The organism is Nostoc sp. DedQUE12b, from assembly GCF_034530835.1.
Classification (GTDB): Bacteria; Cyanobacteriota; Cyanobacteriia; order Cyanobacteriales; family Nostocaceae; genus Nostoc.
Window position 1 is genome coordinate 84,645 of sequence record NZ_JAVRCI010000008.1, and the last position, 23,751, is coordinate 108,395.

Here is a 23,751-nt window from a genome sequence, read left to right on the forward strand (position 1 = left end):
TAAAAAAGCCTGAAACAATTAATTTTCATTAATTTACACTCTAATTAATTTGTACAGTGCTTAAGACTTAGATAGTTTGAGAAATTCAAATAAGTGATACTCAGAAGTATTGCAATAGTGGGTGTAACTCTTCAAGAAATATTACTTTTGCTCAAATATAACATATAAAGGATGCCGAAAACATCAATTTTTGGTAATTTATTGTGCCTGAAAACTGCATAAATATCAACTTGATAACTGAAGTTAAGTTACTGAACAAATCGATTTAGGTAGGTAAAAATTATGGCAAATATCATTGGAACCAACGGTAATGATACTCTAATGGGCAGCGACAGCGCGGACACGATCAATGGTAAAGCAGGTAACGACCTTTTGAGAAGTGGTGCAGGAAATGATACTCTTATTGGTGGTGCTGGTGACGATACCTTGAGTGCTAGCGATTCATCAGGCAATAAGTTACTGAATGGGGGCGATGGCAATGATTCTCTCTCTGTCTCTAAATCCTCTCCCGACTACTTCCAGGAACAACGTGACAAAAACACCCTCAACGGTGGTGTAGGTGACGATACTTTGAATGCTAGCAATTCATCAGCTGATAACCTGCTTTCTGGGGGCGATGGCAATGATTCTCTTGTTGCCTCTGGCGCTTTTGGTAATAATACCCTTAAGGGTGGTAATGGCGATGATATCCTCACAGATGGCGATGGCAAGGATATCTTCATAGGTGGCGGTGGCAAGGATAAATTTGTTTACACCTCCTTTTCCTACAACAATAATAATATCACTGATTTCGGTGGCGTAGGAAAAGGAACAAACCCGACAGCAGCAGTCATTGCCAAAGTGGACACCCTAACATTTCAAGGTGCAGGCTTAACTGCCAAAAATCTACTGTTGATCCAGAATGGCAACAATCTGGAAATCAGCTTTTCTGGGGTGTTTAGTCCTAACAAACTCATCCTGGAAAACTTTGCCCTGGAAAACCTGCAAAACTTGAGCAAATCTACAGGAGCCGCTGTAGACTTAGGCAATATTTTGTTTAATGGGCAAACTACCATCACAGACAGCTTTGATGTCTTCAATGCCAACTCCACTCAAAGCACTATCTTCAACAAGAACACTGTTACTTTTCTTAATGACCTCGACAATAATGTTAACGGCTTTGACAACTCAGATGATGTCATCAATGGTCAGGGGGGTGATGACATTATTGATGGCAAGAGTGGCAACGACCTTTTGAGGGGTAGTGCGGGCAATAATACTCTCAACGGTGGTGCTGGTAATGATACCTTGAACGTTGACTCTTTACTAGGCGATAATTTGCTCTCTGGGGGCGATGGCAATGATTTTCTCTTTGCCTCTGGCTACCAGTATGAGTCCGGCTCGTTCTACGGCCCACAAAAAGATGACCTTCTCTTTTTAGGTAATAATACCCTCAATGGTGGTGCAGGGAACGATACCTTGAGTGCTAGTGGTTCAAAAGGCGATAACCTGCTCTCTGGGGGCGATGGCAATGATTCTCTTGACATCTCTGGCTATCTGTATGGAGGTAGCAACCCGTACTTCTCCTCTTCCACCAACTCTGTCTCATCTGGTAATAACACCCTCAACGGTGGCGCTGGTGACGATACCTTGCGTGCTGGCGGTTCAAGAGGCGATAACCTGCTCTCTGGGGGCGATGGCAATGATTTTCTTGACATCTCTGGCTATGAGAATCGAGCTAGCGACTTCTACTACGACTATCGCTCCTTAGGCAATAACACCCTTAACGGAGGCGCTGGTAATGATACCTTGGATGCTAGCGGTTCGACAGGCGATAACCTACTCTCTGGGGGCGATGGTAATGATTCCTTCTATCTAAACTTCTTATCCGAACCTTCTGCCGCCTCTGATTTAATTACACAAACGGTAGATGGGGGTAAGGGTAACGATGTGTTGTCCGTCATTTTTAACTATTATGCTACCGGAGGAATCACAACGACATTCAATGCCACTACTAACATTGGCTCAATTACGGCGGGCACGAATAGCGTTAGCTACAAGAATATCGAACAATTAAATATCTCAGGTACAAAGTACGGTGATTTTATTGTGGGGAACGATGGCAACGATACGCTCTCCACGGGGGATGGTGGTAAAGATACGATGGATGGGGGTAAGGGTGACGATTTGTTGTCCGTCGATTACACCTATTATGCTACAGGGGCGATCGCAACAACATTCAATGCCACTACTAACATTGGCTCAATTACGGCAGGCACGAATAGCATTAGTTACAAGAATATCGAACGATTAAATATCTCAGGTACACAGTACGATGATTTTATTGTGGGGAACGATGGCAACGATACGCTCTCCACGGGCAATGGTGGCAAAGATACGATAGATGGCGGTAACGGTGACGATTTGTTGTCCGCCAATTACAGGTTTGCTAGTGGAGGAATCAGAACCACATTCAATGCCACTACTAACATTGGCTCAATTACGGCGGGCACGAATAGCGTTAGCTACAAGAATATCGAACGATTATATATCTCAGGTACAGAGTACGATGACAACATTGTGGGGAACGATGGCAACGATACGCTCTCCGGGAACAATGATAATTCCAATTATAGTAACAGTGGCAATGATACGATAGATGGGGGTAAGGGTGACGATTTATTGTCCGTCTATTTTTATGCTACAAAGGGAATCACAACGGCATTCAATGCCAGTACTAACATTGGCTTAATGACGGCGGGCACGAATAGCGTTAGCTACAAGAATATCGAACGATTATATATCTCAGGTACAGAGTACGATGACAATATTGTGGGGAGCAATGGCAACGATACGCTCTCTGGCAATGGTGGCAATGATACGATTATTGGCGGTGCAGGTAATGATAGCTTGAGTGCTGCTGTCTATTCAGGCAATAACCTACTCTCTGGGGATGATGGCAATGATATCCTCACAGGTGGCGAGGGTAATGATAGTCTCTATGGAGGAATTGGTACTGATACCTTTGTTTTCAATAGTTACAATGGAAGTGTTGATACTATTTATGACTTCAACGCCACCAATGACCTAATTCAGGTATCGGCTGCTGGTTTTAATGGCGGGTTATCCTCAGCTAATCAGTTTACAATCGGAACATCTGCAACGACAAGTAATCAACGATTTATCTATGACAATATTACAGGTGCATTGTACTTTGATGCAGATGGCAGTGTGGGTGAATTTACTCAGGTAAAGTTTGCACAACTTTTGGGCAATGTGACACTAACCGAAAACAACTTTGTGGTCGTTTAATTGTGATTAGCGCTCTACTATCACTCTAAGTATAGGTTGTGAGGTGCCCAAAAGAGCACCTCACATTCGATTATCAATGCAATTAGTGTTAATAGAGGTATGTGTTGGGTTTTTCGGCATGGGTGCGGGCGGTTTGCGGTATTCTTGGTTAAATTAGTTTATATCTGCATTGGCAATTTTGATAAAGTGAATTTTCGAGAAATTTACTGTTCCTCAATGTTGATGGTTGCGTAAGTTTTGTATGTAAGTAGTGACTTGATTACTTAATCAAATCAACACAAAATTAGTCAAAATTAGCACTTGTAACTTAATAATTAACTGTTATAACTAATTATATACATCAACTCTTGTATGTACTAGGTTTATCATTTACTAGAAAAAAGATTTTCTAGCAGATATAAAAGTCAATTACTAGTGAAATCTACAAGCATATTAGACAGTTTTGATGGGCTAATAATTTTAGCCCAAACTTTAGTTTGTAGTAAAGTACAAGATGCAAAAGTTGTAAATAATTAAGGGAGTCATCTTGTGGAAAAAAGAAGAGAAAATAGGGGAATAGTCTCAAAAACTATTTCGTTCCTGTTAAATCGTATAACTTTGATTGTGCTTGCAGTCACTCTTGTGCTGTTTGTTGGAGGTAAGTTTGAACTAGCAAGTGCAGCTCAACCTAGTGCGGAACTAGAAATTCAAAAATTAACATCCTGTTACGCTTTGGGAACTGACGCTATTGGTAGAGGAGATATCCAAGAAGGAAAGAATATTTATCGAGATTGTTTTACTCAAGATGCAGTTCTCACTGCCATTTTTCCTGATGGTGCAACTCAAACAAATTATGGGACAGATTCTTGGGCAGATTTTGTCTATTCAGTATTTCAAGGAAATGGTTATACAGCTACTCAACACTTGATGGGTACAATAAACATCTCAGTTCAAAATAATCAAGCAAGGATGACTTCTTACCTCCATGCGACTCACAAACGCTCGGAAACCAGCATTGATGTCGCTAATGGCACTTATGAAGATAAAGTTGTCAACAGAAATGGACGCTGGAAAATTCGTAATCGTACCCTTAAACTCATCGATTTCCTGAATCTTAGCTCCCCAACTACGTCTTCAAGCACTAATGCTCGAAATGCTAATTCCTCACCTACTTTTGTAAGACCAAATATACCTCGTTTAAAAGAATAATTATTTAGATCGGAATGATAATAATACGGGTTGGATAAGTATTCTTTACCTCCCTGATGACCTGGAAAAAGGGGTGAAAAATATTCATCCTTTTTTTTGGTTGGCACTCGTTCAAAATATAGTGCGAGATAAAATATAGTTCTGAATCCAATAACTTTAAACTTTAGCAACCCTTTGCAGTTAGCTTTTATGCTGTTTGATATATGAATACAGAAGTTCGCGATCGCTTCGAGGATTTACAATTAAGCATGGGCTATTTCCGTGACTTCCATGACTTACAATAACTACGGTAATGCTCATCTGGGGACAAACTCCTAAACAACTGGTGCTAACTACCCGAAAATCACCCCATAATCCCTCAAACTTTAAACGAGATTTTAACCAATTCTCTAAATCTTCGGAAGCGGTTGAGCTTAACTGCTCGTTTGCACATTGCGAACACACAAGCACCAAACCAGATTCCCATCGGGGAGAAACAGTTGGAATAGAAGTTTCTGATCGAGTATTTATTAGAGGCAATGGTTGCTGAGAATTGGATGCAGGCCTCTTGAGGATACGTTTGAGTAATGCTTTAATACGCTGTAGGAATTTTTTCATGGACTACCCCACTTATTTCTCTAACAAGATATTGTAAATTTCCTGTTTAGTCTGTTCTACTAGAACGCCCAAGAAATGCTAGTCTATGCCAAGTCGTTTGTAGATTATGTAGAATTTTCACTTATGGACGCTAAGAGGGCATGATATTACTATCTTTAATTGCCACTCAGTATTACAATCTAGGGGTTCCCACTCGCTGGGAAACTATATGGAATGGCAAGTTAAACCAGAAACCCTCAAAGGCTGGTCGAAACATTGTCTTAAAAAAGAACTAACACCAACACAGTTTGAAAATAGCCCCGCAACGGCACGCCAAGTTGTATCCTGCATCACGCGCCGTGAGTTTAACAAGCAATTTATCGCCACTAATAATAATGAAACTGCTGCTGTGCGTGGCGTCGGTTGCTGGTGGATGACTGGCAGCTATACAGGCTGCAACAGCGGATTTACTGCTACATATCTTCAAAAAGTTGTCGGTTTTTACCAACAGCAGCGTTCAAAATCAGCAACTACTCCATAAACATCACCAAATTAATCGCTGCGATGTGGCAATAGAAATGTGAGTGGAAAGTAATTTAGAGACTTAGTAGCGCAATTACAGCAGTTTTCATGTATTTGAACCACACCTGTCGTAAGGGCGCAAGGCCTTGCGCCCCTAACGCGTGGTCTATTTACTACTACGCATCTACGTTGACTTTAATACAGAGTTTTAGCTTTAACCCAACCGTATTGAGTTATATCTAGACCAGGGATTGTTTGAACTTTGCCAATGCTGTTAGAATGCCTCGATGTCAAAAAAGCAACATTTATTAAACAAAAAACTCGGTTGGTCTTTGGATGAGCGAGATCCAAAGTTCATAGAATCTCTGATGCCCCTGTTTGGCTTTTTGTATCACTACTATTTCCGAGTTCAAACTAGTGGCTGGGATAATATTCCACCCCAACAAAAAGTCCTATTTGTCGGTTCGCACAATGGGGGACTCGCAGCCCCGGATATGACAATGATGATGTACGACTGGTTCCGAAGATTTGGTGTAGAGAAACCCATTTATGGTTTGATGCATCCCAAGGTTTGGCAAGCTAGCCCGCCACTAGCGCAACTGGTTGCCAAGGCTGGAGCAATCATCGCCCATCCAAAAATGGCTTACACTGCCTTACGCTCTGGAGCAAGTGTGCTAGTTTATCCCGGTGGAGCCGAAGATGTCTTCCGACCGCATTATTTACGTAACAAAATCTGCTTGGCGGGGCGACAAGGATTTATCAAGTTAGCGTTACGGGAAAATGTGCCGATTGTGCCTGTGATTTCTTGGGGCGCTCACGATACACTCATCGTTATCGCTGACTGCTACAAAGTTGCGCGGCAACTCCACGAATGGGGAATGCCTTGGCTATTAGGTATCGACCCAGAAGTTTTTCCAATCTATCTCGGACTGCCTTGGGGATTAGCAATTGGGCCATTACCCAATATTCCATTGCCAGTGCCCATATATACGCGGGTTTGTCTACCAATTATATTTGAACGCTACGGCCGTGAAGCAGCTAGCGATCGCCATTATGTCGATGAATGTTATGAATTAGTTGTTAGTCAGATGCAGCAAGAGTTAGATAACTTAATAAAGCTAACTGCTAAGACCAATTCTCTTTGAATAGTTATAAGTTAGGAGTTTTGAATCTTTAATTTCTCACTCCTAACTCCTAACTATTTTCCTAGCCACCGCTGACTGGTGGAATCAACACAACCTCATCCCCATCTTGTAGTAAGGTATCTGGTTCGACAAATATCAAATTAATCCCAAAACGGGTTATATCGCGCCATTGTGAGAGTTCAGGGTGTTCAGCTATGAGGCGATCGCATACTGCTTTGACTGGCATACTATTAGGAAATTCCAGTACTAATTCCGAAACTTTAAAGGCTTCTTGATAAGCAGCGAACAATTTGACGGTAACGGTGATTACAGATTTAGACATAAAACATACTTTGGCGGTACAAGCAAGTGTTTTAATAGTTGCCAATAATTTAAACAAATGTTCAACATAACTTATGTATGTTTTGCTTCCCCGCCCCTTGTAAAACAAATCTGAGTATACGTTGTTAGGGCTTGCTCTAAGAGGATGTTTGAAAAGTCGTGATTGGTGTATCAAATATTTTTTACCCCACCCTAACCCTCCCCTTATAAAGGCTATGGTGTACACACAAGTCTGAAATAGCAGAAAAACCCAAGATTTTACCCCACCCTAACCCTCCCCTTATAAAGGGGAGGGAACTAGATTTTCCGGTTTCCCCCCTTTATAAGGGGGGATTAAGGGGGGTAACAACGCAATTAAAATCATAGTCAAACACTTTTCAAACATCCTCTAAGCTTACTCCTACGGAGAAGCAAGCTACGCGATAGCATCTCTAAAACTTGCCATACCTTGGCGTACTCCTGCAAGTGTCGCAGACAAGCCTCTCGTAACCTTTATGGAAACAAGCTACGCGTAGCTTCTCCCTTTGGGAAAAGAGAAGGCTTTACGCTGCGCTATTGTCAATCTAAAATTGCAAATCTAAAATTCCAAATTGTTTGACTATTCAGCATTGAGGATTTTTGGTACTTTAAAAAATTCGCCTTCCTGTTCAGGCGCACTGTTGAGAATACTTTCCCGGTCGGGATAGGGTTGTAATTCATCCTCTCGTGTGATGTTACTGACATCAATTGCGCGTGTTGTTGGCAGCACATTACTGACATCAAGTTCATTTAATTGTTCAATATAGTCCAGAATACTTCCCAACTGGGTAGTAAATTGTTTCTCTTCTTCTGGAGTCAATTCTAAACGAGCAAGATTAGCTACTTTGTGAACTTGTTCTTGGTCAATCATAAATTAATTGTCATTTGTCACTTGTACTAAGCGTAGTTGAAGTATTGGTCATTGGTCATTGGTCATTAGTCCTTAGCAAATGACAAAGAACTAATGACTAATGACTAAAAGAATACGTCAATTTGCGATCGCCCAGTGGTTTTCAACCAGTTTTGAGCTTCGACATAGTTATTAGGGGCCATGCGAATAGCTCGAATCCAATAGTCTGCTGCTTGGTCAAAAAGTGCTTCGCCAGCCTCGTTATTTCCAGCTTCTTTTTCTTTTTCGCCTTGATAGTGATAAATCACCGCGATGTTGTTCAAGGCCTGGGGCATACGTGGATTTAACTCAATTCCCTTGTGATACAGTTCTAAAGCTTTGTTGTGGTCGCCATTGCTGGCATAGATTAGCCCCATATTGTAGAAAATATAGCCGCGATCGTTGGTATCTTCCTCTAGTGTTAGAGCTTCTTCATAGTATTCCAATGCCTCAGCATATTCCCCTTCCGCTTGGGCTGACATACCATCTCGATAATAAACAAACGCTTCTTTAGCTTTTTTGTTGGTTGGCAGAATCTTCAGAATGATATCCGCCATTACAGTAAAGGATTTGTCAATAAAATTATCGTTTTTTTGTGTTCTTGGCATATTTCTCTCTGGGTATTGGGCATTGGGCATGGGGGCACAAGAGGCAGAGTGGCAGAGTGGCACACAGGCACAGGGGAAAGACCTACTGCAACTTCCTCCCTGCTCCCCTGCTCCCCTGCTCCCTCATCTCCCCAATTTCCTAGTTCACTCAATAGTTAATTTAACTGATTTGCGGGGGCGTTCTTCTCACTGAGGGGTACGATACATTCTGAACTATTATGTCGAGAGTTGTTTACCAAGGTGCTAACTGGATATGCAATCATTGCTGGCGCTGGATAAGGACGCAATAGCTGCTGTAGGGTTTGGGCTGTTTGCACTTGGGAATCTAGCCATAAATCGTAATCTTGTGGCTCCAAAATTAATGGCATCCGCTCATGGATGGGTTGGAGTAATTCGTTAGCTGCCGTTGTCAAAATTGTACAAGAAATTATTTCTTCGTTATCAGGCGAACGCCATCTCTCCCACAAACCTGCAAAACCGAAGGGCTGCCCATCTTGGAGACGAAAATAAAATGGCTGCTTCTTACCTTGTTGGCGTTGCCACTCATAAAAGCCATCAGCTAACACTAAACAGCGCCTGTGCTTAAAAGCCGAACGAAAAGCGGGTTTTTCGGCAACAGTTTCTGCCCTAGCATTAATCAGCTTTGCCCCCATTCCTGCATCTTTCGCCCATGACGGAATTAATCCCCAATGCAACTGCTTAAATTCCCGCTTTTCGCTTTCGGGATTTTGCAACACTGTCGCCACCATTTGCGTAGGCGCAATGTTATATTCCGCTGCCAAATCGGGAACTGACTCGACATGGAAAATTTCAGACAATCCTTCTGCCGACTGGTTTAGAGTAAATCTTCCACACATAGTTTTATTTTCGACCATTAACTAAATTAAACATCTCAATCTAGAAATAAATTAATATTTTTTTTTATTTTCTCGAATAATTTCCTGTAGTACGTTCAGATACTAAATACAAAAAAAATATCCGGTTTTGGGAAAATCTTTTGGTAAAATATTGTATTTTGAACCTTCACTTCTCAACATATTCCTAACTGTATTTTAACATGGAACTACTGCATCTGTACGATTTTTTACCTTCTGGTCATGGTTATAAGATACGTCTTTTATTGACACAGCTAGGTATACCTTTTGAGAGGATAGAGCTTAACATCTTGAAAGGCGAGACTCGAACACCAGAATTTTTAAGTAAAAATCCTAACGGTAAGATACCTGTTCTAGAAATCGAGCCAGGGAAATATTTGGCAGAATCAAATGCCATATTGGTTTATCTGAGTGAAGGTACAGAGTTTTTACCTTATGACCGCTTTTTACGAGCGCAGGTACTGCAATGGTTATGTTTTGAACAATATAGCCATGAGCCTTTTATTGCTACATCAAGATTGTGGATTTCTATTTTAGGTAAAACTGAAGAATATAGTGAAGCTATCAAACAAAAACGTGAACCAGGCTATGCAGCACTTAGCTTGATGGATAAACACTTAACTTCTCAAGATTTTTTTGTAGGAGAGCGTTACACGATTGCTGATATCGCATTGTTCGCTTATACCCATGTAGCTGATGAAGGTGGGTTTGATTTAACACAATATCCTGCTATCCAAGGTTGGATAGAAAGAGTAAAAACTCAACCAAGGTATATCAGTATTACACAAGCATAAAAATTAGATTTTGCAAGTATTTATCTCTCGTTTATTGTCTCTAGTAGAGAATGTACTGGGTGGAGTATAGCTCATATTCAGAAGGCAGCAAAGTATTCAAAAAAGGTATTATTAAGCAGCAGTTAGGTATCCTTATCAATTTCCATTAGCTTTTGCCGAGAGGACAAACCTAACTTAATTCTGATATGAGACTTGGGTACATCAAATTTATCTGCTAGTAGTTTAATTAACTCTTCATTAGCCTTACCATCAACTGGAGGCGATTTTAAATAAACAGTCAGACTACCATCAGGTTTTTCTTCAATTTTTTGGTGTTTTGAATTAGGTTTAACCTTGACTTTTTTTTGCATAACCTATTTTGTGTAATTGTCGCAGCCACAACCAGCCTAAAACAGAACCCAATACATAATGAGGAAAATCCCACCACACAAAGGTCGTACCAAGTAACAATTTACCTATCAAGGTGGCGCGAATTTGCTCTAATAGCGGCGGATGCCAAAGTTGCAAGAATTCTAGTATACAGGTGATGACAAAAACCCATATAGGAATTTGGATTACTGCTGCGCGACTTCTGAAAAATAAAAATGCGAACAGGCACCAAAATATTTCGTAAAATACCGCTGCTCCGTAGTCATTAAACCAGTGATGGGCAGGCCCATAATAATACTTAAACAAAAATCCCATCGGTACAACAATGAGTACAGAAATAATAATCAATATTGTTTGGTTACGGTAGCGAAGCATTTTCTTAAATAGTTAATGTTTTTTAACATGAAATTACGCAAATTACAAGTAATCTACATTGAACTGAGAAATAGTTCTTTGATTGATGCTGAACTTACATATTTAGTGAGAAATTTAGGAGAGATAATATGGCTTTCGGTACTACAAATCCTGACACGATAAATGGGAGTTCGGGAAATGACACTATAGTTGGTTGGGCTAGTGGTGGTAACGCCAATAGTACCTCCGGTAACGATATATTGAATGGCTTGGCTGGTAACGATTCCCTCGCAGGTGGGACTGCAAACGACAGTCTCAGCGGTGGAGATGGCAATGATACACTTGATGGGGGTACAGGAAACAACACTTTAAAAGGTGGTGCAGGCAGTGACACCTTCGAAGGCAGTCAGGGTAACGACAACATGGATGGTGGAGATGGCATTGATACCGCAGACTACAGTCAAATAGATCAAACCATTACCTTATCAGGTATTGGAACCATCCAAAAAGCTGGAGGATTGGGAAAAGACCTACTATTTAAAGTGGAAAAGGTTATTGCTAATCCTAATGTTGCCAACAACACCATCGATGCATCCCAATCTTTACCTGGGGTATCTGTCACCGCTAATCTGCAAACCCAAAGTTTAGCTGCCAATAACGTTCCTGGTTTAGGAAGATTGTCATTTAACGCAGTCAACTTTGATAATGTCATCGGCACAAATGCAAATGACAGCATTGTTGGCGATAACCAAAATAACCGATTATCCGGTAATAATGGCAATGATACACTTGACGGCGGTTTAGGTATTGACACTTTGAATGGAGGAGTCGGTGACGATAGTTACTTTGTTGACATTAATCTTGATACCATTACAGAGGCTGCGAATTCAGGCATAGATACCGTCCGGTCTTCTGTCAATTACACACTAGGAGCCAATCTGGAGAACCTAAGGCTGAGGGAAGGTGGCAACCTGATCGCGATAGGTAACAGTCTTAACAATTTACTTTTTGGTAATACTTCTAATAACACTTTAAATGCAAGAGTAGGCGATGATACGTTAGACGGTAGTAATGGCGATGATATCCTCAATGGTGAGGACGGCAATGATAGCCTACAAGGCGGGCCGGGCAATGAAATACTCAATGGGGGATCTGGAAATGATATCCTCATCGGTACTTTTCCTGGTAGTCCGCTTCCACCCGGATTAGAGGAAATTGATAACTTGACTGGCGGGGCTGGGGTAGATAGATTTATCCTGGGGGACGCTGTAAATGTTTTCTACGACGATAACAATACTACGAATCCTGGTTTTGGAGACTTGGCTTTTATTACTGACTTCAACTCTAGCCAAGACCGAATTGAACTCAACGGATTTTCACAAGATTACCGCTTGCAAGTTGTTGGAAGCAACACACGAATATTTTTAGACAAACCTGGAGCAGAGCAAGATGAGATCATCGGTATTGTGCAGGGGGTAGTGGGTCTCGCGCTTGATAGTGACAGCTTCACTTTTCTATGAGCGGAAAAATACTGGATAAATTACAAACAATACATTCGTCAGCCCTGAAGGGTTATCTTGCCTGAAGATGGCGGAACTTTCTCTGGTAGCAGTTCTAATCCTGATTTTTCTTATACACTAGGAGTCAGTTTTGCATAAAAACATTGTCAACTTAAGAAAGTACTAATATCAGAAGCCAGATTCAAGGATACTTTTCCTCTTGGCTAGGGGAACACGGCTGCGTGTTCTCCTTTATCCGATATGAGACTTTTTACAAGCCAGTACTTATCTTCAGGAGCAACACATCTTAATTCTTTCTAATTGATTAACGTTCTAAAATTATCTTGATAATTGCAATTTTGGGTAAATGATAATCAAAACTAATCATATAGTTGCAATCAAAACCGATGAAATCCCTCAAAAGTCCCTCATCCAGCTTTTCTAATTCCCAAGCACCAGAACAAACTTCTCAATTGGCCTATAGACCGTTTGGTGGCCAAACTCAAAAAGCATCTTTTACGCCCGTGGCACAAACGGACGTAGAGAATGAAGCTTTTGCAGAAGAAAAGATGGAAGTAACTGAATTGGAATTACAAGCCAAGCATCGGACGATTACGCCAGAGGGACAAGAACGGCTGACTGTATTGCAAGCCAAGATGGAGCGATCGTTGAATTCTCGGCTGGAAAAAGCAACTCGATTTGGTCATAACTTTGCCAATATTCCAGTCAGAAGACCAGATACACCAACAGCAATTCAGGCAAAACTGACGATTGGGGAGTCTGGAGATAAGTACGAGCAAGAAGCTGACCAAACGGCGCGTCAGGTGATGCAAAGAATTCATCAGCCACAGAGTGAGCAACTTCAGCGAGAAGAATTACCTGATGAAGATGAATTGCAAATGAAACCAGAGGGTAGTATTCAGCGCGAGGAACTGCTAGAAGAAGAAAAAGAAGTACAAATGAAATCTTTGGGAGAAACTCCGTCGCTGCAACGGGAGGAACTACCAGAGGAAGAAGAATTGCAAATGAAGTCGCTTGGTACTTCATCCCAAACAGTGACTGAGGTAAAATCCCCGACCAAACCGCTTGGACATGACATTAGTCGAATATCACTGCGGCGTCCACAAACAAAACTGACAGTTAATCAGCCTGGAGACATTTATGAGCAGGAGGCTGATAGTGTCGCCAATTTGGTGATGCAGAGGATGAGCGTAGGTCGGGAGGCATTACCAGAGGAAGAAGACCAATTACAAATGAAATCCCTGGCGGGTTCCATTACGCCTTTGGTGCAGCGTCAGGGCAAAGGGAGAACAGCAGCAACATCTGAGTTAGAAACTTCTATCCAACAAGCACGTGGAAATGGGCAGCCGCTTGCAGATGATATCAAGCAACCAATGGAGCAAGCATTTGGGGCTGATTTTGGTGGTGTGAAAATCCACACAGATAGCCGCTCTGATCAGCTAAACCAATCCGTTCAAGCTCGTGCTTTCACCACCGGACAGGATATTTTCTTCCGTCAAGGAGAATATTCTCCAGGAAGTCATGGAGGAAAGGAATTGCTTGCCCATGAGTTGACTCACGTTGTCCAACAAAATGGTGGTGCAGTTCAACGTAAATCTATTCCTGACCAAGGGGTAAAAAACAATAAGATACAGGCTAAAGCCTTCTTAACTTCTCCTTCTATCGAGCAGCCAATTCAGCGCCGAGAGAATCCGCAACAGCAACCTGAGCGAGATAATCAGGGACAGGTAGAGCAAGCCACCCTGAAAGCTGATGTGCAAAACCGAGAAGGGCAACGTCAGACTCCGGTAAATAAGGGCGTGGCAGCAGCTTCACCTCCAGCAGACGGGGGTGGTGGGGCGGCAGGCACTTCTGGAAATCCATCAGCAAACCAGAACAAAAATAATCCTCAGCAACAAGGTGAGGCAGATAAGCAAGGACAGTTAAAGCAAGCAGATCCGAAGGCTAATCCTCAACAAGGGCAACAGACTCCAGACGGAAAAGGCTCAGTGGCAGCAGGCTTACCTGGAGCAGAAGCAGGTGGAGAAAAGGCTCCTGCTTCTGCAAACGATGACCCAGGCTTCCAAGCAGTAGTCGGCACAACGAAAGAGGTCGCAGCAAAGCAGAAGAAACACGAACCAGCTAAAAACAAAGCTCAAGAAGCCCAATCTGCTGCTGTACCTCCTGGCAACGAAGTAGACAGCAAAGCGCAAGCCAATCAAGTTGGTGAAATGGAGCAGACTGAAACTCCACAATTTGATGCAGCCGGTTTCAAAGCCAAACTCATGGAGCGAATTGCCGATGTAGCTCCCAAGAACTTGGAAGAGGCGGACAACTTTAAAAATAACAACAAACTTGACTCAGTTAAGGGCGATTTGAGCGGCAAAGTTGATGAAGAGCAGAAAGCTTCTCAAGAACCTCTGGAAGAAAAAGCAAAAGAAACGCCTGACACCAGTGGAATTGAGTCGAAAAAAGTGACACCACTGTCAGTAAATGACCCTGGAGCGCCTGCATCAGATATCGGTGCCGAAAAAGCAGCACCAAAGCCGAAGGGGCAAAGTGAAGTTGAAGCTCCACTGCAAGAAGACAGCAAAAAGCTTGACCAGCAAATGAGTGAGGCAAATGTCACCGAAGAGCAGTTAGCGAACTCTAACGAACCAGAATTCCAAGGGGCGCTCAAAGCTAAGGAAGAAGCTCAAACTAATGCAGCACAAGCCCCTCCAAAGTATCGCCAGCAAGAGCAAGACCTGGTAAAAAATGCTCAAGCTGCTGCTCTAGGCACGGCACAACAGAATCTCCAGGATATGCATGGTGTACGCACCCAACAGCTAGGTCAGGTTGGAGAGCAGCAGGTAGGAGCCAAGAGTAAAGACGAGCAGGCACGGGTTAAGGTCGCTAGTGATATTAATAAGATTTACGAAGATACCAAAGTCCAAGTTGAGAAAACTCTTGGCGACCTAGACTCTAAAGTTCAGCAAGAGTTCGATGCTGGTGCGGCTGAGGCTAAGAAAGCCTTTGAGGATTACGTTGACCAGCGGATGAAGAAATATAAAGATGATCGATATAGCGGCTTTTGGGGGCCTGGAAAATGGTTAATAGATAAATTGTTCGGTATGCCCTCAGAGGTCAACGCCTTCTATGAAGAAGGACGACAGCTGTACATCAATAAAATGGATGCTGTCATCGATAAGGTTGTTACGGTTATTAGTAAAGGGTTGACACAGGCAAAAGCAGAAATTGCCAAGGGTAAACAGAAGATTGAGAAATATGTCAACCAATTACCTGAAGACCTCAAAGGGGTCGGTCAACAGGCAGCAACAGAGATTCAGGGCAAATTTGAAGAGTTGCAGCAGAGCGTCAGCGATAAAGAAAATGAGCTAATTGATACCCTGGCACAAAAGTATCAGGACAACCTCAAAGCTGTTGACGATCGCATCAATCAAATGAAGGAAGAAAATAAGGGATTGGTGCAGAAGGCGATCGACTTCGTTGTGGGAGTAGTTAAGACGATTATTGAACTAGGAAAACTGCTGCTACAGGTTTTAGCAAAAGCCGCTAGCATCATCCCGAAAATTCTCCAAGATCCGATTGGTTTCTTAAAGAATGTAGTTCAGGGAATCAAACAAGGTTTTCAGAACTTTGTGAAAAATATCGGCAAGCATCTCCAGCAAGGACTGATAGGCTGGCTGACAGGTACTTTGGCAGAAGCTGGTGTGACGATGCCAGAGAGCTTTGACATGAAAGGCATCTTTGGCTTGGTAATGGAAGTGCTGGGGCTGGGGTATGAAGGTATCCGAAAACAGGCAGTGAAAAAATTTGGCAGGCGCAAAGCCGAGCTTTTGGAAGAACGCTCCGAGATATACCAAATTATAGCCGCCGAAGGTGTGGCTGGTCTGTGGCAGTTCGTCCAGGATCAGATTGGTGATCTGAGGGCGCTGGTGCTAGACCCTCTCAAGGACTTTGTGATCCAGAATGTGATTGAGGCAGGGGTGACGTGGATTCTCAGCCTGTTTAATCCAGCTTCAGCATTCATCAAAGCGTGCCAGGCGATTTACGAGATAGTCATGTTCTTTATTGAACGTGCTAGCCAAATTGCAGAGTTGATTAATGCCATTATTGATGCAATAGTTGCGATCGCTAACGGTTCCATAGAAGCGGCGGCGAAGGGGATAGAAGATGCTTTAGCCAAGGCGCTACCAGTGGTAATCAGCTTTTTAGCCAGTCTCTTGGGCTTGGGTGGCATCAGCCAGAAGGTTCAAGCCATTATCGCCAAGGTGCGTAGACCTTTTGAGAAAGCACTTCTCTGGGTGATTGAGAAGGAAGTTAAGCTTGTCGCGGGTATTGAGAAAAAGTTCGATAAGAAAGATAAACACAAGAAGAATAAAGCTGATAAGGATTCGACCAATCAAAAGCGGGAAGGTACAAAACAAGAGAACACAAACAAGGACGCAGCTGAACGAAACAGGTTTAAAGATAAGGAGGGAGCAGGAAAAGATAAGTATGGGAAGGCAAACGATAAAGTCAATGATAAGTTTGAGTTTGGCAAGGATAAGGAGAAAGGAAAGGAAACTCAGAACAGTAAGGAGAATACATCACAAGATAAACGAACTCATGAGGTGAAAAAGAAGGATTTAAAAGCAGCTCGGAGAAAATTACAGGGAATTATTTCCAAATCTGAAAGTACAAAACAAGTCGAACAACATTTTCCTGCTATTAAAAAAGATTTTGGACTTAATAAGCTTGAGTGGGAAAAACTAGGCACGCCCTCGGCTAGTGTAATCATGGAAGTTAATCCCAGAGCAATTATTGATCTTTCTGGCTCCGATTTAATACTTAACGCAGGAGATACAACACATAGTAATAAATTTAAGCAAGAGGTTACTTTTGAAACAGGTTATATTGATAGCAAATACTTGGTTGGTAAAAAAATGGAAGCTACCAAGTTAGGCCCAAATCATCCACAAGGAAGTCCTCCAGGGGGCGCACTGAATCTGCTAATGAAGAAGTTACAAACTAATCCTCGTTCAGGTAATCACGAAAAGTATATAAAAGGACACTTGTTAAACGATAACCTTGGTGGCCCAGGAAGTGCACAAAATCTTTATCCTATAACTGCTGATGCAAACAGTAAACACGTACGACAAGTTGAAAATAAAGTTAAGGATTGGGTTAATAGTCAGGGGTATTGGGTTTATTACAAAGTTGAAGTTGCTAATGAGAAGGTTGATCTGGCAAATGGAGTGATTAATGCTGATTTTGTTTGTGAAGCAGCTCAACTTGATGTTGATGGGAAAAAATCTTTTAAAGGTGCTATCAAAACAACTATTCATTCGGAATTAGGAGAGAAGAGAAAGGATACAAAAAATGAGATTAATAAGGATGAATTTAGTGAAAAAGACACAATAAAAGACCCATTATTTGATCCGACAAAAGTAGAAGTTTCATCTACTAAGAAACGAAAACGTGGTGAGATGGAAGAAGTAGAACCATCATCCTCTACTGATAGTAAAAAATTAGAATTTTCATCTACTAAGAAACAAAAACTTAGTGAGATTGAAAAAGAACTAGAACTGTCAGGTAAAAAATAGAAATAAAATGAAAAACCAAAATATCGTACAGAAATTTCATTTAATGGTAGATGATCTGAAAAATAACCAAGCTATTAATATCGACATTGATAGTTGCGAATTTAATCCTCCGGCAACAGAAGAAGAACTAAATGCAGCCCAAATCAAGTTCAAGCTTACTCCAGCGATGATTGATTTTTATAGCAAGGCAAATGGTATTAACATTTTCTGGGAAAGAGCGGAGCAACCAGAAATTTCTGGAGGAGGATTAGCGGCTGGATATATTGATTTGTTGCCTGTTCAGGAAGTATTTAAGGATTGGAAAAATATTATTTATTTTGGTGAAGATGATCCGTGTAAGCCTTTACATCCTATAGATTTTTTCATTGGCAACGCTTGTGCAGCGCTTTATTTAAATGGCTCAGATAACCCTGAAGTCTATTATTATTATCGTGGCGAAAAAATGAGGCCGCTAGGTGTAGATTTTGAGGGATATTTGGAACTGTTACTAAAATCACGTGGTTTTTGGTATTGGCATCTAGCTATTGCTGGGCCTAAGGATGTTAACCCTGATACTCCGATTACAACTGAAGAAAGAAACTTTAGAAAAATTATGCCTCAGCTTTTTGCAGACTTTGATGGATCGGATTTTCAAAGGTTGAATAAGGAATAAAATTATTAAATGACTAACTCTGCATGACTGCCAAAACAGAAAATCATCAAATAAACACTGAACTAACCCTACACGACTCCTCCCAATCTCCTTTAACCGTTCGCGCGATCGCACTCACTCTCACCACACAAGACAACGAACTCATCGAGTGTCGCCTCACGTTCCAAGTCAACCCACAACTCTACCAACGCATCGATACTGCTGCTTTATTCAATCTCAAAGCAGATGCGCGTAACCCCCTATCATCTGGTAAATTCCTCAGCGAACCAGACATTACTATCGAAACCAGCCTGAAACCCGATTTATTATCACTACTAGCAGAACACGCTGTCAACATTGATGAAACGGCAAAATATATCCTGAATTTAAGTCAAGAAGAACCCGATAACCAAATCCTCTTCACCGAAAGTTGGTTGAGTTTATCTGTTAAACAGCAACAAGAATCTGGCGAAATCGGCTATCGTACTCTTTGGTCTTATATTAGCCCAGAAAATATTGCTCAAACAAACGTTTCCAGTGAAGGAATTGCTGAAGGTATTGTCAGTTTTTTTAAAGATTGGACTGAGGCTAATTTATCTGTAAAAACTCAGAAAGCATCTGCCAAAATGTTGGAAGGGATCGATAAATTTTTGACAGAGTTAGCTGAGATTAACTTAGATGACATAACACCAAAAATAGAGGCAAATTTTCTGCCATCTCCTACAGATAGTAATATTTTTGAAGCAATAATTAATTTCTTCCAAGCTGATAATTGGCTGTTTGTACAACTTCCAGGACAGCTAGCTTTACAGATAGCTTTTCAGGGTGAAAATGGCAAATGGAATTGTTACGCTAGAGCAAGAAGTGAACAAAATCAATTCGTTTTTTACTCAATTTGTCCAGTCAATGCACCAGAAGAGAAGCGGCTGGCTGTAGCAGAGTTCATAACTAAAGCTAATTCAGGTATGATTATCGGCAATTTTGAGCTAGATTTTGCTGATGGGGAGATTAGCTACAAAACTAGTATTGATGTAGAAGGCGACAGGCTCAGTTCAGCACTCATTCAACGGGTGGTTTACGCTAACGTCACGATGATGGATGAATACTTACCAGGAATTTTGTCTGTAATTTATGGTAATTTTTCGCCAGAAGAAGCGATCGCCGACGTTGAAAGGTAAGTTATTTAAGTAGATAGCCAGTAAATCACGAGCAATATTCAACAATTAAGTCTGTCATAATAATTCCAGTACCTTTCAAAAGTGCGAGCAAGCTTAGATAGGAGAATATCATGCTGGAAAAGGCAATATATAACATTACGCTTGATGGTCAAGACATTATCATCAAATTTAATAAAAACATTCTTGATTAAGAAAGCCTAAGCAAATTTTTAGAATATTTGGAGTCAGAGACAATTAGAAGGCGCAGTCATCTAACAGAAGAGCAAGCCACGGCCCTAGCTGATGAAATAGACCGAGATGCGTGGTTAAAAATTAAGCATAAATTTGTAGGGTAGTCGGTAGTGTTCATACAACAGCCGATTATTGTTGATACCAATATATTGTTCTCAGGATTGCTCAATAGCCAATCTAGTTTTGCTGAGATACTCCTCGGCTCAGATTACCGTTTCCTCGTGTGCGAGCAAGTTTTGGTAGAACTATTTAAGCGCAAAGAGAAGTTAGTTAAACTCAGCCAACTATCAGAAGATGAAATAGTGCGAATTTACCAAATACTGCTAAAATGAATTACTCTCTATAAAGAAGATTTAATTTCCCCCAACAATCGGGTAACAGCCTACGCTTTATGTCAGGATATTGATGAAAGTGATACTCCCCACGTAGCACTAACATTGGAATTAAAGGGCTTATTGTGGACAGGAGATAAAAAACTCAAAGAGGGATTGAAACGAAAAAACTTTAACCAGTTCTTTGAAATACAAAACAAGTATTAAGATAGAAGGCGATCGCCTCAGTTCAGCACTCATTCAACGAGTGGTTTACGCCTAACATCACGATGATGGATGAATACTTGCCAGGAATTTTGTCTGTAATCTATGGTAATCTCTCGCCAGAAGAAGCGATCGCTCAGGTTGAAAAGTAAGTCAATTATTCGTAGTGATACCGACAAGCGAGAAAATCAATCTGAGTTTTTCCCACCCGATATACAAGCCGATGTTCTAAATCAATTCGCCGCGACCAAATATCTGCATCCATATATTTTAATGGTTCTGGTTTACCAATCCCCTCAAACGGGTCTTGCATTACAGCTGTAACCAAATCTAATATTTTCGATGCTTTCTGAGAATCTTGCTTAAACCACCAAGCTAAATCTTCTTTAAATTGAGAACTAAAACCAGGACTACGATTAACAATAACTGGTTTAATTTCAATAGGTTCAGCTTTCTTTTTCTTCTTGCTCAATCCCCAACTCCTGCTGAAGTTCTGCTAGCGTTTGAGATTGGATTTTTCCTGTTTTTGACTCTTCTATTGCATCCAATAAACGACGCGCATTAGCAGGCGATCGCAAAAGATAAACCGTCTCAAGTAAACTCACTAAATCTGATTCAGCAATCAAGGCTACATTTTCACCATCACGACGGTTGATCATATACACCTGATGATTTTCTACCACCAGTTCTAATAACTTAAAAAAGTCATTTCTCGCATCGGTTGGGGATGTGATTTTGTAAGGCAACATTAGTTTATGTACATAAAGTTGTACATAAATTATAAACTATGCGGTTCGTTCCTCCATTGCTGTTACCTAAATCTTGACAAAAGAGCGATGTCTAACGACAAGCCGTTAAGCTTCTACGCCCACGTTGAAAGGTAAGCCAATTATTCAGCATTGGAGATTTTTAGTACATTTGTATAGAGTAAACCCAGATTAAGGTTCTACTAAAACAGGTGTACCAAGTTTGACCATTTCATACAATTCGCGGACATTCTCGTTATACATCCGAACGCAACCATGAGAAGCTGCTTTCCCGACAGATGTTTTATCAGGAGTACCATGAAATCCGATGTATTCTCTGCCAACATTCCAAAATGCAATCCAGCGTTCTCCCAAGGGATTATTTGCACCTGGAAGAACTAATTTTCCAGTTTTAGGATGTGTCCAATCTGGATTTTTCAACATCTCAATAACTTTGAACTTTCCTATTGGCGTTTCCCACCCTGGTTTACCGACCGCGACTGGGTAGCTAGCTTGTAAACTGTCTCCTTTGTACATATACAGCTTCCGCATACTTCGTTTAAGTACTAGATGGATGTGTTGTTTAGAAACTGGGGGAACAGTTGGCTTGACTATAGGAGATGCTGGCTTCTCAATTGTTTTTTGGGAATCTGTGCGTTTCTCAATACTCACCCTAGCAGTATGCTGTGATTGCAGCCAGAACAACAACGCAATTGCACCAAAACCAATACTTAAACCAGTACAAAGTTCCGGGTTATTCTTGATTATCTTGTTTTGCATAAACTATTCAGCTTGGAGCGAAGCTAGCAATTTAAGTTAAAATAATCACTTTTTTAATCAACTTTAATAAATTATACCAATTTCAAAAAAAAATGCGGCATATAAGGCTACCTGAGTTCATTACTACCTTAAAACATGCTTTCCCTCAACAAGCCAAAATTAAAGAATCAGCAGGCTTAATTCCTAAATTCTAATTTTTGGCTTTCCATTTTGCCCTTTATAAATCTATACTTTTACCATAGTCTTATTGGGAAATTGGGAGAGACTGAAGGTGCTTTTTGAACTGGTGTAGTCGGTTGTTTTATTCTCCTTCTTGAAGGAGTTTGTCTCTGTGGTGTGTCCGTTACTGGTCTAACTCGTGGTCTAGATTCTGGTCTACTAATGGCTGTTGAACGCCTCGATGACCTTCTAGACTCCTCTCTACTAATGGCTGTTGAACGCCTTGATGACCTTCTAGGTTGCTCTCTACTAATAACTGTTGAACGCCTTAATGACCTTCTCGATTCTGCTCTACTAATGACTGTTGAGCGTGATGAAGAGCGTCTGCTTTCTGGTTGTATCGCAGGTCCCGCAGCAGGTAATCCATCAACAATAATATTATTATTACTATTATTATTGTTTGATGCTATTGCCGGCCCTGCAACAGGAAGTGCTTCTTGGGCCAGTAATCGTTGCGCTGGAAAACAACTCAAACTTGTGAACACAACTAAAGCAGTAGCAGAAAGTCTAATTTTCATCTTCTTTAATAACCTTTGCTTTATAAATTTACTTCAGATGCACGCCACTGGAATGCCAAGCTCAATTAATCAGATTGATGTGCAGACTATCGATAATTGCGATTGAACTCTTTACAGGACAAATTATCGCTTCCTTCTAACTTATCTTCACGCCAGAGTCCATCTTTCTCAGTTTTATCTGTAAATATATATACTCCTTCTCCTTGACATTTATTATTAGCAAAGTTTCCTCTATATTCGTTTCCGTTTCTCAATTTTAAATATCCCAGTCCTTGCAACTGATCATTTTTAAACTGCCCTAAATAATAGTTAATATTACTTTCTGCCGGATATGATAATCTCCCACAACCACTACGTTTATTATTCTTAAAGTCTCCATAGTATTGAAATTCATTCTGCTTAAAAAGCATCAATCCTCTACCGTTGGCTTCTTTCGTTTTTGGATTTATCTGCCCATAATATTTATAGACGTTAGTTTCCCAAGTTGGTTTGCTAGTGGCTGGGGGGGGCGAGGATAGCTGTTGATCTTTAGCGCAAGGTAGTTGGGAGAATTTTGAAGAAGTTGGTATAGTATCTGGTGTTGTTGTGGGAACTGGTACAGCAGTTGGTGTAGGAGATGGTTCTGTTGGAGAAGCTGGTACAGTGTTTGGTTCAGGAGATGGTGGCGATGCTTCTTGCCCTAGTATTTGTTGTATTGGAAGAACACCTAAACTTGTAGAAATAAGTAAACAACAAGTATAAAGTATAAGTTTTATCTTCATAAAACACCTTTCTTGTGTAATGTATACAACCTAAAATTCATTCATAAATCCTAATTTTCTGCAAAATCGTACTTAATTAATACTTCCTAAATAACGGTATTAAGCCTATAGTTT

20 protein-coding genes and 2 pseudogenes are annotated in these 23,751 nt (G+C 41.0%); 11 read left to right on the forward strand and 11 right to left on the reverse strand.

Translation table 11 applies throughout. The features are described 5' to 3' along the window. Nucleotides 1–282 precede the first annotated feature (282 nt). Together RMY16_RS06365 and RMY16_RS06370 are read left to right on the forward strand one after the other, a co-directional pair. On the forward strand, nucleotides 283–3,291 hold the full coding sequence (locus tag RMY16_RS06365) for a calcium-binding protein (RefSeq protein WP_322735643.1): 3,009 nt from the start codon (nucleotides 283–285) through the stop codon (nucleotides 3,289–3,291). A 603-nt stretch (nucleotides 3,292–3,894) separates the two neighbouring features. Beyond that, nucleotides 3,895–4,479, forward strand: coding sequence for a nuclear transport factor 2 family protein (locus RMY16_RS06370; protein ID WP_322735644.1), 585 nt, complete (start codon nucleotides 3,895–3,897; stop codon nucleotides 4,477–4,479). Nucleotides 4,480–4,659: 180 nt separating this feature from the next. On the opposite strand, the gene RMY16_RS06375 is transcribed toward RMY16_RS06370, so the two are convergent. Then, nucleotides 4,660–5,076 (reverse strand): (2Fe-2S) ferredoxin domain-containing protein, encoded by a 417-nt coding sequence (locus tag RMY16_RS06375; protein ID WP_322735645.1) that lies wholly within the window; start codon nucleotides 5,074–5,076, stop codon nucleotides 4,660–4,662. 199 nt (nucleotides 5,077–5,275) lie between these two features. On the opposite strand from RMY16_RS06375, the pseudogene RMY16_RS06380 reads away from it, so the two are divergent. Both RMY16_RS06380 and RMY16_RS06385 read left to right on the forward strand, forming a co-directional pair. Further along, a pseudogene (locus RMY16_RS06380) lies at nucleotides 5,276–5,596 on the forward strand (hypothetical protein); the annotation flags it as partial. A gap of 268 nt (nucleotides 5,597–5,864) precedes the next feature. Continuing rightward, nucleotides 5,865–6,722: a lysophospholipid acyltransferase family protein gene (locus tag RMY16_RS06385; protein ID WP_322735647.1), complete on the forward strand. Its 858-nt coding sequence runs from the start codon at nucleotides 5,865–5,867 to the stop codon at nucleotides 6,720–6,722. 61 nt (nucleotides 6,723–6,783) lie between these two features. Here RMY16_RS06385 and RMY16_RS06390 read toward each other — a convergent pair whose 3' ends face one another. The 4 genes from RMY16_RS06390 to RMY16_RS06405 all read right to left on the reverse strand — a co-directional run bounded on the left by RMY16_RS06390 (nucleotide 6,784) and on the right by RMY16_RS06405 (nucleotide 9,415). Beyond that, the gene (locus tag RMY16_RS06390; RefSeq protein ID WP_322735648.1) at nucleotides 6,784–7,044 is read right to left on the reverse strand and encodes a MoaD/ThiS family protein; all 261 of its coding nucleotides are present in this window, start codon (nucleotides 7,042–7,044) and stop codon (nucleotides 6,784–6,786) included. A 597-nt stretch (nucleotides 7,045–7,641) separates the two neighbouring features. Next, nucleotides 7,642–7,932, reverse strand: a complete 291-nt coding sequence (gene gatC, locus RMY16_RS06395) for an Asp-tRNA(Asn)/Glu-tRNA(Gln) amidotransferase subunit GatC (RefSeq protein WP_289797570.1) — start codon at nucleotides 7,930–7,932, stop codon at nucleotides 7,642–7,644. A 104-nt stretch (nucleotides 7,933–8,036) separates the two neighbouring features. Further along, a complete protein-coding gene (locus tag RMY16_RS06400; RefSeq protein ID WP_322735650.1) occupies nucleotides 8,037–8,558 on the reverse strand; it encodes a photosystem I assembly protein Ycf3 in 522 nt (173 codons plus the stop codon). Between the two features lie 155 nt (nucleotides 8,559–8,713). Continuing rightward, complete coding sequence (locus RMY16_RS06405; RefSeq protein ID WP_322735724.1) at nucleotides 8,714–9,415, reverse strand: SOS response-associated peptidase; 702 nt, start codon at nucleotides 9,413–9,415, stop codon at nucleotides 8,714–8,716. Between the two features lie 200 nt (nucleotides 9,416–9,615). On the opposite strand from RMY16_RS06405, the gene RMY16_RS06410 reads away from it, so the two are divergent. Next, nucleotides 9,616–10,227 carry a glutathione S-transferase family protein gene (locus RMY16_RS06410; RefSeq protein ID WP_322735652.1) on the forward strand — a complete coding sequence of 204 codons (612 nt, stop codon included), beginning with the start codon at nucleotides 9,616–9,618 and terminating at the stop codon, nucleotides 10,225–10,227. A 122-nt stretch (nucleotides 10,228–10,349) separates the two neighbouring features. Here RMY16_RS06410 and RMY16_RS06415 read toward each other — a convergent pair whose 3' ends face one another. Both RMY16_RS06415 and RMY16_RS06420 read right to left on the reverse strand, forming a co-directional pair. Next, entirely contained in the window at nucleotides 10,350–10,577 is a 228-nt protein-coding gene (locus RMY16_RS06415; protein WP_322735654.1) for a DUF167 domain-containing protein, read from the reverse strand. Further along, entirely contained in the window at nucleotides 10,555–10,971 is a 417-nt protein-coding gene (locus tag RMY16_RS06420; RefSeq protein WP_322735656.1) for a DUF2809 domain-containing protein, read from the reverse strand. The genes RMY16_RS06415 and RMY16_RS06420 overlap by 23 nt, the downstream gene beginning before the upstream one ends. A 128-nt stretch (nucleotides 10,972–11,099) precedes the next feature. On the opposite strand from RMY16_RS06420, the gene RMY16_RS06425 reads away from it, so the two are divergent. The 5 genes and pseudogenes from RMY16_RS06425 to RMY16_RS06445 all read left to right on the forward strand — a co-directional run bounded on the left by RMY16_RS06425 (nucleotide 11,100) and on the right by RMY16_RS06445 (nucleotide 20,616). Further along, on the forward strand, nucleotides 11,100–12,470 hold the full coding sequence (locus RMY16_RS06425) for a calcium-binding protein (RefSeq protein ID WP_322735657.1): 1,371 nt from the start codon (nucleotides 11,100–11,102) through the stop codon (nucleotides 12,468–12,470). Between the two features lie 386 nt (nucleotides 12,471–12,856). Then, entirely contained in the window at nucleotides 12,857–18,037 is a 5,181-nt protein-coding gene (locus tag RMY16_RS06430) for an eCIS core domain-containing protein (RefSeq protein ID WP_322735659.1), read from the forward strand. Nucleotides 18,038–18,044: 7 nt separating this feature from the next. Continuing rightward, on the forward strand, nucleotides 18,045–18,689 hold the full coding sequence (locus tag RMY16_RS06435; protein ID WP_322735660.1) for an SMI1/KNR4 family protein: 645 nt from the start codon (nucleotides 18,045–18,047) through the stop codon (nucleotides 18,687–18,689). Between the two features lie 23 nt (nucleotides 18,690–18,712). Continuing rightward, nucleotides 18,713–19,846 (forward strand): YbjN domain-containing protein, encoded by a 1,134-nt coding sequence (locus tag RMY16_RS06440; RefSeq protein ID WP_322735661.1) that lies wholly within the window; start codon nucleotides 18,713–18,715, stop codon nucleotides 19,844–19,846. Nucleotides 19,847–20,187: 341 nt separating this feature from the next. Next, nucleotides 20,188–20,616: pseudogene (locus RMY16_RS06445) on the forward strand (PIN domain-containing protein). A 154-nt stretch (nucleotides 20,617–20,770) separates the two neighbouring features. On the opposite strand, the gene RMY16_RS06450 reads toward RMY16_RS06445, so the two are convergent. The 3 genes from RMY16_RS06450 to RMY16_RS06460 all read right to left on the reverse strand — a co-directional run bounded on the left by RMY16_RS06450 (nucleotide 20,771) and on the right by RMY16_RS06460 (nucleotide 22,139). Continuing rightward, complete coding sequence (locus RMY16_RS06450) at nucleotides 20,771–21,085, reverse strand: Txe/YoeB family addiction module toxin (RefSeq protein WP_322735662.1); 315 nt, start codon at nucleotides 21,083–21,085, stop codon at nucleotides 20,771–20,773. Then, nucleotides 21,060–21,362: a type II toxin-antitoxin system Phd/YefM family antitoxin gene (locus RMY16_RS06455; protein ID WP_322645489.1), complete on the reverse strand. Its 303-nt coding sequence runs from the start codon at nucleotides 21,360–21,362 to the stop codon at nucleotides 21,060–21,062. The genes RMY16_RS06450 and RMY16_RS06455 overlap by 26 nt, the downstream gene beginning before the upstream one ends. A 189-nt stretch (nucleotides 21,363–21,551) precedes the next feature. Continuing rightward, entirely contained in the window at nucleotides 21,552–22,139 is a 588-nt protein-coding gene (locus RMY16_RS06460; protein ID WP_322735663.1) for a L,D-transpeptidase, read from the reverse strand. 336 nt (nucleotides 22,140–22,475) lie between these two features. Between RMY16_RS06460 and RMY16_RS06465 the strand changes: the two genes are divergently transcribed. Then, nucleotides 22,476–22,982 carry a hypothetical protein gene (locus RMY16_RS06465; protein WP_322735665.1) on the forward strand — a complete coding sequence of 169 codons (507 nt, stop codon included), beginning with the start codon at nucleotides 22,476–22,478 and terminating at the stop codon, nucleotides 22,980–22,982. On the opposite strand, the gene RMY16_RS06470 is transcribed toward RMY16_RS06465, so the two are convergent. Continuing rightward, nucleotides 22,963–23,637 carry a hypothetical protein gene (locus RMY16_RS06470; protein ID WP_322735667.1) on the reverse strand — a complete coding sequence of 225 codons (675 nt, stop codon included), beginning with the start codon at nucleotides 23,635–23,637 and terminating at the stop codon, nucleotides 22,963–22,965. The two genes, RMY16_RS06465 and RMY16_RS06470, sit on opposite strands and share 20 nt — an antisense overlap. Nucleotides 23,638–23,751: the final 114 nt, after the last annotated feature.

Coding starts and splice junctions, on each gene's coding strand:
- RMY16_RS06375 (WP_322735645.1), bottom strand. CDS start 5,076: ATGAAAAAATTCCTACAGCGTATTAAAGCATTACTCAAACGTATCCTC.
- RMY16_RS06405 (WP_322735724.1), bottom strand. CDS start 9,415: ATGTGTGGAAGATTTACTCTAAACCAGTCGGCAGAAGGATTGTCTGAA.
- RMY16_RS06455 (WP_322645489.1), bottom strand. CDS start 21,362: ATGTTGCCTTACAAAATCACATCCCCAACCGATGCGAGAAATGACTTT.
- RMY16_RS06430 (WP_322735659.1), top strand. CDS start 12,857: ATGAAATCCCTCAAAAGTCCCTCATCCAGCTTTTCTAATTCCCAAGCA.
- RMY16_RS06410 (WP_322735652.1), top strand. CDS start 9,616: ATGGAACTACTGCATCTGTACGATTTTTTACCTTCTGGTCATGGTTAT.
- RMY16_RS06415 (WP_322735654.1), bottom strand. CDS start 10,577: ATGCAAAAAAAAGTCAAGGTTAAACCTAATTCAAAACACCAAAAAATT.
- RMY16_RS06400 (WP_322735650.1), bottom strand. CDS start 8,558: ATGCCAAGAACACAAAAAAACGATAATTTTATTGACAAATCCTTTACT.
- RMY16_RS06390 (WP_322735648.1), bottom strand. CDS start 7,044: ATGTCTAAATCTGTAATCACCGTTACCGTCAAATTGTTCGCTGCTTAT.
- RMY16_RS06470 (WP_322735667.1), bottom strand. CDS start 23,637: ATGAAGATAAAACTTATACTTTATACTTGTTGTTTACTTATTTCTACA.
- gatC (WP_289797570.1), bottom strand. CDS start 7,932: ATGATTGACCAAGAACAAGTTCACAAAGTAGCTAATCTTGCTCGTTTA.
- RMY16_RS06440 (WP_322735661.1), top strand. CDS start 18,713: ATGACTGCCAAAACAGAAAATCATCAAATAAACACTGAACTAACCCTA.
- RMY16_RS06385 (WP_322735647.1), top strand. CDS start 5,865: ATGTCAAAAAAGCAACATTTATTAAACAAAAAACTCGGTTGGTCTTTG.
- RMY16_RS06435 (WP_322735660.1), top strand. CDS start 18,045: ATGAAAAACCAAAATATCGTACAGAAATTTCATTTAATGGTAGATGAT.
- RMY16_RS06460 (WP_322735663.1), bottom strand. CDS start 22,139: ATGCAAAACAAGATAATCAAGAATAACCCGGAACTTTGTACTGGTTTA.
- RMY16_RS06365 (WP_322735643.1), top strand. CDS start 283: ATGGCAAATATCATTGGAACCAACGGTAATGATACTCTAATGGGCAGC.
- RMY16_RS06420 (WP_322735656.1), bottom strand. CDS start 10,971: ATGCTTCGCTACCGTAACCAAACAATATTGATTATTATTTCTGTACTC.
- RMY16_RS06425 (WP_322735657.1), top strand. CDS start 11,100: ATGGCTTTCGGTACTACAAATCCTGACACGATAAATGGGAGTTCGGGA.